Origin of the sequence: Guyparkeria sp. (assembly GCF_046540515.1) — a bacterium.
GTDB lineage: Bacteria > Pseudomonadota > Gammaproteobacteria > Halothiobacillales > Halothiobacillaceae > Guyparkeria.
The window spans coordinates 1-12,863 of record NZ_JBKHFB010000053.1 but is presented as its reverse complement, the minus strand read 5'-3'; the positions used below and the strand labels follow the sequence as shown (position 1 = coordinate 12,863).

11 protein-coding genes are annotated in these 12,863 nt (G+C 68.2%); 8 read left to right on the top strand and 3 right to left on the bottom strand.

Annotated features, from left to right (window positions below):
* A partial coding sequence (locus ACLFRM_RS07145; RefSeq protein WP_410755050.1) for a class I tRNA ligase family protein occupies positions 1-446 on the bottom strand: 446 nt, incomplete at its 3' end.
* Between the two features lie 74 nt (positions 447-520).
* Positions 521-964: a DNA polymerase III subunit chi gene (locus ACLFRM_RS07140; RefSeq protein ID WP_410755049.1), complete on the bottom strand. Its 444-nt coding sequence runs from the start codon at positions 962-964 to the stop codon at positions 521-523.
* 257 nt (positions 965-1,221) lie between these two features.
* Between ACLFRM_RS07140 and ACLFRM_RS07135 the strand changes: the two genes are divergently transcribed.
* Entirely contained in the window at positions 1,222-2,157 is a 936-nt protein-coding gene (locus tag ACLFRM_RS07135) for a lysylphosphatidylglycerol synthase transmembrane domain-containing protein (protein ID WP_410755048.1), read from the top strand.
* On the opposite strand, the gene ACLFRM_RS07130 is transcribed toward ACLFRM_RS07135, so the two are convergent.
* Positions 2,158-5,736 (bottom strand): diguanylate cyclase domain-containing protein, encoded by a 3,579-nt coding sequence (locus ACLFRM_RS07130; RefSeq protein ID WP_410755047.1) that lies wholly within the window; start codon positions 5,734-5,736, stop codon positions 2,158-2,160.
* A 326-nt stretch (positions 5,737-6,062) separates the two neighbouring features.
* Here ACLFRM_RS07130 and ACLFRM_RS07125 point away from each other — a divergent pair, with 326 nt between their 5' ends.
* The 7 genes from ACLFRM_RS07125 (at position 6,063) to ACLFRM_RS07095 (ending at position 12,832) form a co-directional block, all read left to right on the top strand.
* The gene (locus ACLFRM_RS07125; protein ID WP_410755046.1) at positions 6,063-7,103 is read left to right on the top strand and encodes a glycosyltransferase family 2 protein; all 1,041 of its coding nucleotides are present in this window, start codon (positions 6,063-6,065) and stop codon (positions 7,101-7,103) included.
* Entirely contained in the window at positions 7,100-7,948 is an 849-nt protein-coding gene (locus ACLFRM_RS07120) for a phosphatase PAP2 family protein (protein ID WP_410755045.1), read from the top strand. Before ACLFRM_RS07125 ends, ACLFRM_RS07120 begins: the two co-directional genes overlap by 4 nt.
* 62 nt (positions 7,949-8,010) lie before the next feature.
* On the top strand, positions 8,011-9,339 hold the full coding sequence (hemA, locus tag ACLFRM_RS07115) for a glutamyl-tRNA reductase (RefSeq protein ID WP_410755044.1): 1,329 nt from the start codon (positions 8,011-8,013) through the stop codon (positions 9,337-9,339).
* Positions 9,340-9,421: 82 nt separating this feature from the next.
* On the top strand, positions 9,422-10,513 hold the full coding sequence (gene prfA / locus ACLFRM_RS07110) for a peptide chain release factor 1 (RefSeq protein ID WP_410755043.1): 1,092 nt from the start codon (positions 9,422-9,424) through the stop codon (positions 10,511-10,513).
* Positions 10,510-11,433 (top strand): peptide chain release factor N(5)-glutamine methyltransferase, encoded by a 924-nt coding sequence (gene prmC, locus ACLFRM_RS07105; RefSeq protein WP_410755042.1) that lies wholly within the window; start codon positions 10,510-10,512, stop codon positions 11,431-11,433. Before prfA ends, prmC begins: the two co-directional genes overlap by 4 nt.
* Positions 11,434-11,540: 107 nt before the next feature.
* Positions 11,541-11,957: a hypothetical protein gene (locus ACLFRM_RS07100; protein ID WP_410755041.1), complete on the top strand. Its 417-nt coding sequence runs from the start codon at positions 11,541-11,543 to the stop codon at positions 11,955-11,957.
* A 119-nt stretch (positions 11,958-12,076) separates the two neighbouring features.
* On the top strand, positions 12,077-12,832 hold the full coding sequence (locus tag ACLFRM_RS07095; RefSeq protein WP_410755040.1) for a HesA/MoeB/ThiF family protein: 756 nt from the start codon (positions 12,077-12,079) through the stop codon (positions 12,830-12,832).
* The last annotated feature ends 31 nt before the right edge of the window (positions 12,833-12,863 follow it).

Here is a 12,863-nt window from a genome sequence, read left to right as displayed (position 1 = left end):
TCGGACAGGCCCTCGTCCATGGTGAAGCGCTCGCGCGACCAGTCGCAGGAGGCGCCGAGACGCTTCATCTGCTCGGTGATGAACCCGCCGGACTGCTCCTTCCATTCCCAGACCTTTTCCAGGAACGCCTCGCGGCCGATGTCGTGACGCGAGATGCCCTGACCCTCGAGCTGGCGCTCGACCACCATCTGCGTGGCGATGCCGGCGTGGTCCGTGCCCGGCTGCCACAGGGTGGCCTCGCCCTGCATGCGATGCCAGCGCGTGAGCGTGTCCATCAGGGTGTCCTGGAAGGCATGGCCCATGTGCAGGCGACCGGTGACGTTCGGCGGCGGCAGCATGATGCAGTAGGCGCCCTCGGCCTGCATGTCGGGACGGAAGCGGTCACCGTCCATCCAGCGCGTGTAGCAGTCCTGTTCGATCTGTCGGGGGTCGTAGGTCTTGTCCATGCCGTTATCTGGTTCGCTTGTCGTCGGGTCGGGGAGGTCGGCTCGGGGCGGTTGGCCTCGATGGCCGTCGGTGCTCACGCGGTATCGGGGCGGACCGATTCGACGCGGTTGTGGTCAATGCCCACGCCGGCGGCCTTGTACTGCCGCCAGCGTTCGCGGGCGTCGGCGCGGGGCTGCTCCCCGGGGGGAATCACCTCGTCGATGCGCTCGCGGTCGGCCGCACGCGGGATCGTCGCGCCGGTGAGGTTGATCACCCGGGCAAACCCGCCGGCCTCGGGATCGCAGCCGATGAAGATCGGGGCGTGGTCGGCGTCTTCCGGGTCGGCGGTGTGCGGCACGAAGCGATCGGCACGGTACGACCAGAGGTAGTCGTCGAAACCCTCGACGTGGGCGAGATTGGCGCAGACCACGTAGGTGGGGTGCTCGGCCTCGGCCTGCTTCGCGCAGAGTTCCGCGGCGAAATACCAGAAGGCATCCTCGGCCGGGTCGTCGATCAGGTGGAATACGATCTCGCTCATCTGGGTCTTTGGCGCGTGCTCGATGTCCGGGGGTGCTGCGATGGTGGCCGCCGATCGGTATGCTGCCCGTCGCAACGGCCACCGATGGCCATCGACGGTCACGCCACGGAGCAAACGCGCATTATGCCCAATTACCCCACGTCGCCCAAGGCGATCGGCCAAAGACGAGGCCCGGCACGTGAGCGAGCGTGCGGCGCGGCGATACCCGGGTCGCCGGTCTCGAGACCTGTCCGGCACACCGATTCCTCGGAGGGCTCGTGAGCTCGCCCGGGTGGCCACGGGCCGCCACCATTTTGGGGTGGGCCTTCGTGCTGCTGGTGCTGGGCGCGGCGATCGCCTGGGTGGGCCCGGAGCGGCTGGTAGCGCCCTGGCGCGCGATCGACCCGGTGGCGCTCCTGGTAGCGCTGGCGCTGATGCTGGCGAGCTACCTGCTGCGGACCTTGCGGGTGACGCGCTATTTCCCGGACCGGCTGGGCGGGCGGTTCTGGTCGGCGTTCCGCCTGTCGAACTGGCACAACCTGATGAACAACCTGCTGCCGATGCGTGCCGGCGAGTTGGCCTTCCCGGTCCTGATGCAGCGTTACTACCGTCTGTCGCCGCTCGAGAGCGTGCCGGTCCTGCTCTGGTTTCGGCTGCTCGACCTGCAGGTGGTGCTGCTGATCGGCCTGGCCGCGGGCGGGCATCTGCTCGGCCTGTCCGTTGGCGTGCTGGCGGTGCTGGTCGTCGGGCTGCTGTTTGCGCCGGTCGCTGCCTACGCGTTGCGGCACTGGCTGCACGGGCGGCTGGCCGGGCGCGATGGGCGGTTGGCCACCAAGGGCGTGGCGATGCTCGCCAGCCTCCCCGATCGGCCAGGGCGCTTTGTCGCCACCCTGTTCTGGACCTGGGCGAACTGGCTGGTCAAGCTCGCCGCGCTCGGCTGGGTGCTGGCCGCCTTCGCGCCGGTGGGGTTTGTTGCCGGAGTCGTCGGCGCGATCGGCGGGGACCTGACCACCGTGCTGCCGGTGCACGCCCCGGGCGGTTTCGGCACCTACGAGGCCGGGGTGGCCCTGCTGATCGCGCCCTTGGTCGACGATCCGCGCACGGTGCTGGCCGCCGCGGTCAACCTGCACCTGTTCGTGCTCGGCACGGCCCTGCTGGCCGCGGCCCTGTCGCTGTTGATCCCGCGCCCGAACCCCGAGGCACCGCGAGACTGACTAGTCGCCGGAATCGTCGGTCGCCGCGGCACGAATCATACGGTCGAGATCGGTCATGAAGCCCTGCAGGAGGGACTCGAAGGTCGAGCCGGGCATGGTGCCGTCGTGGAATTCCTGGAGCAGCGACAGGATACCGGTGGCCAGATGGCGATGCCGGTCGAGGTGCTCGGTGGCCCAGAAGGCCGCCGCCGCCCGCAGCCGATGGTGGCGTTCGGAATTCTCCAGGTGGGCGCGCCCGAGGGAGCGCAATCCCCACAGGGCTGCCATCGCGCCCAGGGCGGTGCGTGGTCGGGCCGCGTCGATGGCGAAATCGAATTCGGCCATCCAGTCGAACAGTGCCTGCCGTCGCATCGGTCGGGCGATGGCGTAGCCCTGGCCCAGCTGCCCACCGAGCAGGGCGGTCGCCTCGATCAGGTCGGGGGTTTCCAGCCCTTCGACCACCGTGTGCAACTCCAGGGCCTGGGCCATCTGGATCATCGAGGCGATGAAGGTCAGCACGCGACCGGGCTCGTGCTGGGCGGCACGCACCATGCCCTGGTCGACCTTGACGGTGTTGAAGGGCAGGCTGCGCAGGCGCAGCAGGTTGTTGTAACCCGAGCCGAGGTCGTCCATGGCGAGGTTGATCCCCAGCTCGCCGAGACGTTGCATCGGTCTGGCGAGGTCGCCCGGCTCGAGGCCGGTGTCTCCCTGCTCGAGCAGCTCGAGCGTGACGCGGCTCGGGCTGACCCCGTGTCGGTCCAGTGCCGCCCGCACATGCCCCGGCGTGGCCGGGTCCACCAGTACGCCCACCGGCAGGTTGATGGCGACCGATAGCGAGGGGCCGTGGCGGGCCTCGATGTCCCGCAGGCAGCCCAGCGACTGGTCCAATCCGATCTCGAACAGGCGCATTATCTGGCCGTCGTTGAGCCAGGGGATGAACATGTTCGGCAGAATCACCTTGCCGTCGGGCAGGTAAAGGCGCGCGAGCGCCTCGAGCGTGGTCAGTCGACCGGTCTGCACGTCGATGACCGGCTGAAAGATCATCTCGAGCCCGCCGTCGTAGAAGGCCTGTCGCCAGCGGTCGTAGTCACCCTTGGCGTAGAGCAGGGCGGCCGGGCTGCGGATCTGTCGCCATGCCTGGCTGACCAGCGCCATCAGTTGGCCGGTGAAACCCTGCAGCCGGGCACTCGCGAACATGCCGGGGATGCGCCCGTGCAGGCAGATCACGGCGATGGGCTGGTCACGGTTGTCCAGGATCGGTACCGCCGCCGAGCTGCGGATTCCATGGGACTCGGACGCCCCGGCCCAGGGGGCGCCGGCCGGGTCGACGAGGGCGTTGTCCATCGCCACCACGCGGGCCTGTCGATAGGCCACCGAGACCGGGTGTTCAGACTCCGGGCGCTTGAGGTCTAGCGTGGGATGCGCGTCGGTCCGACCACTGTCCGAGGTGAACGGGTCCACTCCTTCCGCGTAGTTGGCGACGAAGCGTCCGTCGGCGTTGGGCGAGAGGATAGCCACGCCCAGCATGCCGGGCAGACCGGTCAGGGTGTCGAGGAGATGTTCGTTGAAGTCCGGCCAGTTATGTTCGTTGCGGCGTCGCTGGTCGATGGCGACCAGGGCTTCGTGGTACTCGTCATCGATTGCCTGGCCGGCGGCGAGCTGGTGGGAGAGTTCCATGCTCAAACGTTCGGTGAATACCCGTTCGAGCCGATTCTGGTGCCGCTGGTTCAGATGGGCGCGGTTGAAGGTCTCGTTGAACTCGTGCATGTACACCGTGATCGCGCGGACGAGATCGCTGGGCGACACCCCGGCGAGCGCGTGGACGTGACCAATCTGGCGGGCACGGGTGGCGTGTTGTTCCTCGCCCAGGTCCGGGTCGAGCAGGAAGACCAGGTGCTCGGCCTGCTGCGTCTTGAGCGCATGGTATTCGCGGGGAGACAGGTGACCGATCACGGCGCGGATCGATTCCTGCCGGGAGAGCTCGACATAGAACCGCTCGATGAACTCGTCGCTCAGTCGCTGGACTTCCGGCTGGATCCGCTCGAGCAGCATCCGGGCGACCGGACCGTAGGCCGGGACCGCCTGGGCCAGGTCGGGGATGTCCGGGTGATGCTGCGTGGTCTCGCGTTCCCAGATTACCCAGTCCTGTTCCCGGATCGACTTGCTGTTCTTGGCGGCGTAAAGAGCGGCATCGGCGTTGCGGATCAGCTGTTCCGGGGCGCTGTCATCGAGCGGGTAGCGGGTCACGCCGATCGATCCGTTGGCGTGAATATCCACACCGTCTTCCAGGGAAATCGGTCGGCGGATGGTCGCGGCGATGCGCTCGAGCACGCGGGTGAGGCCGGCGTCGCTCTCGATGTCCTCGAGGATCAGCAGGAATTCGTCGCCGCCGAGCCGGGCGGCGGTATCGGTGTCGCGGATCGCCTCCTTGAGACGGGTGGCCAACGTCATCAGTATCTGGTCGCCGGCGGCATGGCCGAAGCGATCGTTGATCGGCTTGAAGTCGTCGAGGTCCAGCAGGGCGACGGCCAGCATCTGGTTGTGGCGATCGGCCCGGGCCAATGCCTTGGGCAGCTCGGCGTCGACGGCCCGCCGGTTGGCCAGATTGGTCAGCGGGTCGTGGTAGGCCAGATACGTGTTTCGTCGCTGCTCTTCGTCGAGACGGTCGCGCAGGTCGAGCTGCTCCAGGCTGCGGTTCACCAACTCGCCCAGATGGACCAGGACCTCGGTCACCTGCTGGTCAAGGTCCGATTCGGCGGCGGCGACCACCACCAGGAAGGCCCAGAGCCGATTGTCACGCGACAAGGGGATGAGCGCGGCCATCGGTGGGGTGTCGAACCAGTTGAGGGCGGCAAAGGGCGCGGCGATGCGCTCGTCGACCACCACGTTGCGGCCGGCATCGACCAGTGCGCGAGCACGGCGGATACCGTCCTCGAGTGTTCGTTCCACGTCGGCGTCGGGGCGGTCGATGATCTCGCTGTCGCCGCCAGTGGCGATCGGCGCGACGCCATGATCCACCGGGGCGACCCAGGCGCCGAGAAACAGGCCGGTCTCCACCAGTTGAGTGCAAACCACCTCCAGCATCCGCTGCTCGTCGTCGGCGAGAATCAGGGTGTCGATCTGGGCGAGCAGCGACTGCATGAGCGCCTGGTCGCGCTCAAGCCGTTCGATGCGTTCGTTCTGCCGGTGCCTCTGTTCGCCGACATCCGCATTGGGACTGCCGAACAGGTGGTCGAGGATCCGCCGCAGGGAGTCCAGCGTCCCGGTCTCGGGCAGTGGGGCGGCGAGCTCGACCGCCCAGTAGCCCGGTGGGCTGCCTTCGGGGCCAAGTGCCTGCAGGAGGACTCGATCCTCGACGTCCTCAATGATGCCATCGCCATCGGTAGCTGCCGCCGGTTCCGGTAGCAGGCTGCGGTCGAACTCGTGGCTCGCGGCCAGCAGTCGGCCTTCCTCGCTCAGGAAAACGGCGCTGCGCGCGAGTGCGGGATAGCAGGCGGCAATCGCCTCCAGCAGCATGCCGAGTGCCTCGTCACGAGGCAGCCGTTCGCCCAGTGCGCTCGCCATGGCCTCGAGTCGCTGCAGGGTGGTGGGGTGGCTCATCGACGGTGATAGGGCGCGGTTTGTCGAGGCCCGAGACCCTGCCGATGCGGCGTTGTCGACGGGGCCGCCGAAAGGGAGCTGTGTTGACGATGGCTCATGGAGTTACGAGGATCAAGGTGTCATGGGTTGGGGTCAAGTGTTCGAGCGATCGGCAAGAACCGTGGTACCGCTGCTGCGAGGAAGAGGTCCGGGCGATTCGGCGGCGTTCCGGATCTCGGCATGGCCGTGCCGGTGGCAGCCTTGGTCGTTCCTGCCTTACACTGCCCGGCGTCTTCGCCAGCCACGCCCGCATCGAGCCGCATTCAAACCACGGGGTGCCCCACATCATGACAGCCCAGTCCGCCGCGCCGCTTTCCATCGTCGTGCCGATGTTCAACGAACAGGAGAACGTCGGACCGCTGGTCGAGCGGGTCCACGAGGCGCTGGTCGAGTATACCGGAGCGTGGGAGTTGCTGTTGGTCGACGATGGTTCCTCGGACGCGACGGTTGCGCGGATCCGCAAGGCGCGTGAGGCATTCGGCACTCACGTGCGGGCGATCCCGCTGACGCGCAATTTCGGTCAGACCGCCGCCATGCAGGCAGGCATCGATCTCGCCCGCGGCGAGGTGATCGTGACCATGGACGGCGACCTGCAGAACGATCCGGTCGACATCCCGCGCATGGTCGACCGCCTGCTGCGCGAGGACCTCGATCTGGTTGCCGGTTGGCGGCGCGATCGCAAGGACGACTGGGTCCGCAAGGTCCCGTCGTGGCTGGCCAACCGGCTGATCCGGCGCCTGACCGGCGTCAACCTTCACGACTACGGCTGCAGCCTCAAGGTCTTTCGCGCCGACGTGATCAAGGGCGTGCGACTTTACGGGGAAATGCACCGATTCATCCCGGCGTGGCTTGCCACCCAGACGGCGCCCAGCCGCATCGCCGAGGAGGTGGTCACACACCATCCGCGTACCGCCGGCACCTCGAAGTACGGGCTGTCGCGGACCTTCCGCGTGATCATCGACCTGATCAGCGTCTATTTCTTCATGCGTTTCTCGGCGCGCCCGGCGCATTTCTTCGGCCTGCTCGGAACCGGCTTCGGCCTGCTCGGCGGACTGGGCATGACCTATCTGCTGGTCGAGAAGATCCTGGGGCACGATATCGGCGACCGACCGCTGCTGCTGGTCTCCATCCTGTTCATCCTGATCGGCGTGCAGATGCTGACCACGGGCGTGCTCTCGGAAATGCTGTCACGCACCTACTACGAGTCGCGCGACGTGCGCACCTACCACCTGCCGGCGCGTTTTGACCTGGCCGGCGAGAACGACGCCTTCCGCGCGCCGACGAGCCGCCCGCGTTCGGCGGCGGCTGACGAGGAGAAGTCCACGTGACCACCCATCCCGCCTTTGCCCGTGACCCGGACCCGACCACTCAGCTGGTCTGGGCGTTCGTGTTGACCGCGGCCGTGCTGCTGGCAGGCGTGTTCGCCTGGCCCGGTGCGCGCGAGTCGCTGTTCCATGTCTTCAACGCGCTGGGGGGGATCGAGGCGACCCAGCCGTTCTGGGCCGGCATCAACGCCCTGGCCGATACCTGGCTGACCCTGGGGCTGATGCTGCCGTTCGTGCTCTGGCGACCCCGGCTGGCGATCCTGCTGCTGTTCGCCGCGATCGTCGCCACCGCGATCACGCACAGTTTCAAGCCGCTTCTCGATGTGCTTCGTCCCCCCGCTGTGCTGGAGTCCGGTGCCTTCAACCTCATCGGCCATTCGATCTCCTCCGAGGCGTTTCCGTCGGGCCACACGGTGAGCGCGTTCACCTTTGCCGGTCTCTTGATCCTCGGACTGCGGCCGCGTTGGCCATGGGTGGCACTGCTGCTGGCGATGGCCTCGCTGATGGGTGTCTCGCGCATGGTCGCCGGGGTCCATTGGCCGACCGACGTGCTCGCCGGGGCGATCGTCGGCCTGGTGTCGGTGGCGGCGGCCGTCTGGCTGGTCGAACGCTGGCCGGCTGCACGTCGCGCCCGCTGGCCGGTGCCGACGGCGGTGTTCGTCTGCTCGGTTTGCGCGCTGGGTGCCCCCTGGGTCGACGTCGGGTACCCGCAGGGTGTGTGGGCCAACTGGCTGGTCGCGCTGATCGGGGTGGCGGCGCTGTTCGTCGGCACGCTGCGCTACTGGCCCGGGCGCCTGGGCCGGTCTCTTGCCCGCCGCGCGAACCGGGTCGGTTCGCGAAAAGGGTGATACCTGGACAAGGCATGTCGCAGGGATCGTCAAACCGAGGTGTCCGGGGCTATAATTCCGCCATGTCACTGATCGCCTTCGGGGTTAACCACAAGACCGCACCCGTGGACGTGCGCGAGCGGATCGCGTTCGGCCCCGATCGCGTGCACAACGCCCTCAAGGAGCTGCTTGGTGACGGCGGGGCGCGCGAGGCGGCGATCGTTTCCACCTGCAACCGCACAGAGATCTACACCCACGCCGAGTGCGTCACCGACGAACTGGTCGAGTGGCTGGCGACGTTTCACCGGATGTCGCCCGAGGCCTTGGCCCCCTACGTCTACGCGCATACCGACGAGTCGGCGATCCGGCACCTGATGCGAGTGGCCTGTGGTCTGGACTCGATGGTGCTGGGCGAGCCGCAGATCCTCGGCCAGATCAAGGACGCCTTCACGCTGGCGCAGGATGCCAACGCGCTCGGCCCGATCCTGGGGCGGCTGTTCCAGAACACCTTCGCGGTGGCCAAGCAGGTGCGCACCGACACCCAGATCGGCGCCTCGCCGGTCTCGGTGGCCTTCGCCGCCGTCAGCCTGGCCCGGCAGATCTTCGGCTCGCTGGAGGAAAAGACGGCGCTGCTGATCGGCGCCGGCGAGACCATCGAATTGTGTGCCCGTCACCTTCAGTCGGCCGGGCTCACGCGGGTGATCGTCGCGAACCGCTCGATCGAACGGGCCCACATGCTCGCCGAGCAATACGAGGGCAGCGCCATCGGTCTGGGCGACATTCCCGCCCACCTGCACCGCGCCGACATCGTGATTTCGTCGACGGCAAGCTCCCTGCCGGTGCTGGGCAAGGGCGCGGTCGAACAGGCGATCCGCGAGCGCAAGCGTCGGCCGATCTTCATGGTCGACATCGCCGTGCCGCGCGACATCGAGCCGCAGGTTGGCGAGATGCAGGACGTGTATCTCTACACGGTCGACGACCTCAAGACGGTGATCGACGAGGGCCAACGTAGCCGACGCGAGGCGGCCGAGCAGGCCGAGGAGATCATCGATGTCCAGGTCGAGCATTTCCTGCAATGGGTGCAATTGCAGACCGGTGCGGAACTGATCCGCAACTATCGACGGCGTGCCGAGGTGATGCGTGATGAAACGCTTGCCCGGGCCCGCTCGATGGTCGAATCCGGCCGCGACCCGCAGGAGGCACTCGACTATCTCGCCCGCACGCTGACCAATCGCCTGATCCACCAGCCCACCGTGGTCCTGCGTCAGGCCTGCGTCAGCGGGGATCTGGCCACCGTCCAGAGCGTCTCTCACGTGGTGGGACTCGACGAGGACGCCGAGACGCTGGCCCAGCGCGCCCTGCCGGTCGGCCAGTGGGGCAATCGCCGCCCCGGCGACGACCGCGAACGCTAGCGACCCTGTCCGACTCGCTCGCCCCGAACACGCGCCCGTCCCGTGTGCCTCTTCCAGCTTCCCCGCAATTGAACCCGTCGTTATGCATCACGCCCTGGCCGCCCGTCTCGACGCCCTGGTCGAACGTTTCGAGGAACTCACCGCGCTGCTCGCCGACCCCGAGGTGATCGGCGACCAGGAGCGGTTCCAGCGCCTGTCGCGCGAGTACGCCAAGCTCGAGGCGCTGGTGAAGAACGTCGATGCCTACCGCCGCACCGAGCGCGATCTCGCCGAGGCCCGGTCGCTCATCGAGGGCGCGGACCCGGAAATGGCGGAGATGGCCCGCGAGGAACTCGCCGAACTCGAGGCACGCCACGCGGTGCTCGATGCCGATATCGAACGCCAGTTGCTGCCCGAGGACCCCAACGACGAGGGTGACGTCTTCCTCGAGATCCGCGCCGGCGCCGGCGGCGACGAGGCGGCGATCTTCGCCGGTGACCTGTTCCGCATGTACGGCCGCTTCGCCGAGGCGCAGGGCTGGAAGGTCGAGGTGCTCTCGGCCTCCGAGGGCGAGCACGGTGGCTACCGCGAGCTGATCTCGCGGGTCAGCGGCGAGGGCGTCTACGCCTGGCTCAAGTTCGAATCGGGCGCCCACCGGGTCCAGCGCGTGCCGGTGACCGAGACCCAGGGGCGCATCCACACGTCGGCGGCTACCGTGGCGGTCATGCCGGTGATCCCCGCCGCCGAGGCCCCGGAGATCAACGCCAGCGACCTGCGTGTCGACACCTTCCGAGCCTCGGGCGCCGGCGGCCAGCATGTCAACAAGACCGACTCGGCCATCCGCATCACCCATCTGCCCACCGGCACCGTGGTCGAGTGTCAGGAGGAGCGATCCCAGCACAAGAACCGCGCCCGGGCGATGGACCTGCTGGCGGCAAGACTGGCCGACGAGGCGCGCCGCGAGCAGGCCGAGACGACGGCCGCCAACCGCAAGGCCCTGGTGGGCAGCGGCGATCGCTCCGATCGCATCCGTACCTACAACTTCCCGCAGGGCCGGGTGACCGACCACCGCATCAACCTGACCGTGCACCAGCTCGACAAGATTCTCGACGGCGACCTGGCCCAGGTGCTGGCGCCGCTGCGCCAGGCCGATCAGGCCGCGCAGCTCGAGGCGCTGGCACAGGACACCGCGTGACACCCGACGCCGGAATCCGACCCCGCGAGTATCGGGGCGACCAATCGAAAAACGACGCGACGATCGATTCGATCCTGCGCGACGGCGCCGATCGCATCGCGGCCGGGCGCGGTTGCGAGCGCTCCGAGGCACTGTTCGAGGCCCGCCTGCTCGCCCAGCATGTCACGGGGCTGGACACCACCGGGCTGATGCTTGCGGGTGACCGGCCGCTGGCCGCCGAGTCGCGCGCGGCGCTCGAAGGGCTTTGCGCCCGGCGCGCGGCGGGCGAACCGGTGGCCTACCTGGTCGGCGAGCGTGGCTTCTGGCGACACCGCTTTCGTACCGCGCCGGGGGTGCTGATTCCGCGCCCGGACACCGAGGTGCTGGTCGAGTGGGCGCTGGAAAGGCTGCCGGAGGGGGCGCTCCGCCGTGTCCTCGATCTGGGCACGGGCACGGGCGCGATCGGCCTGTCGATCGCCGCCGAGCGGCCGATGGCCGAGGTGCACGCCGTCGATCGCAGCCCAACGGCGATACGCCTGGCTGCATCGAATCGCGTCTTCATGACCGAGCAGGGCAGTCCCGTCTCCATGGGCCTCTGGCAGGGTGACTGGTTGTCTGCGGTGGCCCCGGGATCGATCGACCTGGTCGTCAGCAACCCGCCATACATCGCCGCCGACGACCCGCACCTGGGGCGTGGCGACGTGCGCCACGAGCCGGTCGAGGCCCTGGTGGCCGAGGAGGCAGGGCTGGCCGACTACCGGCGGATCGTCGAGCAGGCACGGCAGGCGCTCAACCCGGGTGGCTGGCTGTTGTTCGAGCACGGCCACGAGCAGGCCGAAGCGGTCGCCGCCTTGCTCGCCCAGGCGGGGTTCGAGGCGGTCGAGACACGCCTGGACCTGGCCGGCCGGCCACGCGTTACCGCCGGGCGGTGTCCCGGCTGAACATCGGCAATGGCGGGACACCCGCCCTTCTTGGTTCGCCTTGCCAACTGCGCTAGTCTTGCTTTAGCGACAGCCCAAGAAAGGGCGGGCGAACGTGGGGCGCCGACATGGAAGACAAGCAACTGATCAAGATGCACGAAATCTGGTTTCGTGGTCCGCACCAGGAAGGTGAACCGGCACGCGCCGCGGAGGCGTTCGCGCGGTGGTTGCCCGGGGTGATTGCCGCCCGGCGTCGCGGGCCGCTGTGCCTGGAAGTGGAATACGACCTGACCGGGATCTGTCTCAAGTCGATTCGCCAGGCGCTGCAGGCCGGCGGCTTTCACCTCGATGCCGCGTTGCTTGAAAAGCTAAAGTGCGCCCTGGTCGACTACACCGAGCAGAATCAGCGTGAGGCACTCGGCCTGGATGGATGCAACCTGCCGCTGCAGAAGTACCGGCCGACCGGCGAGGCGGGCCTGATGCGCGATCGACCCGCCGACGAGACGGGCGAGCAGGTCGATGACCCATGGCGGCACTACCTGTAAGGTAACCGACTCGACCGGTTCGACTCGGTCACGCCCAACCAAACGATCCATTCCGGCTCTCATGCCCGGCCACCGGCCGGGCATTTGCGTTCCGGGTTCGCAGGAAATCGGCAAGGCACATGAAAGACGAACAACTGTTGCGCTATGGGCGCCACATCATGCTCGACGGACTCGACTACGAGGGTCAGCAGCGCCTGCTCGAGGCACGCGTATTGATCGTGGGGCTGGGCGGGCTCGGCTCGCCGGTGGCCCTCTACCTCGCCGCAAGCGGGGTGGGCGAACTGCACCTGGCGGATTTCGACCGGGTCGATCTGTCCAACCTGCAACGCCAGGTCGTCCACGATCAGTCGCGGGTGGGGCAGAGCAAGGTCGATTCGGCCTGCGCGCGCCTGGGCGAGATCAACCCCGAGGTGCGGCTGGTGCCGATCGAGGCGCGCTTGGAGGGCGAACGCCTGGCCGAGGCGGTGGCGGGCGTCGACCTGGTGGTCGATTGCTCGGACAACTTCGAGCTGCGCTTTGCGCTGAACGCCGCCTGCGCCTCGCAGCGCGTGCCGCTGGTCTCGGGTGCGGCGATCCAGTGGACCGGTCAGGTGACGGTCTTCGATCACCGCGAGCCGGACGCGCCGTGTTATCGCTGCCTGTACCGGGAGGAGGGCGAGGACGAGCTGCGTTGCGCCGAGACCGGGGTGCTTTCGCCGCTGGTGGGCATGATCGGCAGCCTGCAGGCCGCCGAGGCGATCAAGGTACTGGCCGGCGCCGGGCGGCCGCTGGTGGGCCGGCTGGCCCTGTTCGACCTCAAGGACGCCGAGTGGCGCACCGTCAAATACCGACAGGACCCGGCCTGCCCTGTGTGCGCCCCGCGTCGCGGCGGTTGATCAGTCCGCCGAGTCGGCCGGGGTTTTGGCC

What these genes read in the sequence shown, in the direction of transcription:
- ACLFRM_RS07140 (WP_410755049.1), bottom strand. Translation starts at nt 964, where the DNA reads ATGAGCGAGATCGTATTCCACCTGATCGACGACCCGGCCGAGGATGCC.
- ACLFRM_RS07130 (WP_410755047.1), bottom strand. Translation starts at nt 5,736, where the DNA reads ATGAGCCACCCCACCACCCTGCAGCGACTCGAGGCCATGGCGAGCGCA.
- ACLFRM_RS07125 (WP_410755046.1), top strand. Translation starts at nt 6,063, where the DNA reads ATGACAGCCCAGTCCGCCGCGCCGCTTTCCATCGTCGTGCCGATGTTC.
- hemA (WP_410755044.1), top strand. Translation starts at nt 8,011, where the DNA reads ATGTCACTGATCGCCTTCGGGGTTAACCACAAGACCGCACCCGTGGAC.
- prfA (WP_410755043.1), top strand. Translation starts at nt 9,422, where the DNA reads ATGCATCACGCCCTGGCCGCCCGTCTCGACGCCCTGGTCGAACGTTTC.
- ACLFRM_RS07100 (WP_410755041.1), top strand. Translation starts at nt 11,541, where the DNA reads ATGGAAGACAAGCAACTGATCAAGATGCACGAAATCTGGTTTCGTGGT.
- ACLFRM_RS07095 (WP_410755040.1), top strand. Translation starts at nt 12,077, where the DNA reads ATGAAAGACGAACAACTGTTGCGCTATGGGCGCCACATCATGCTCGAC.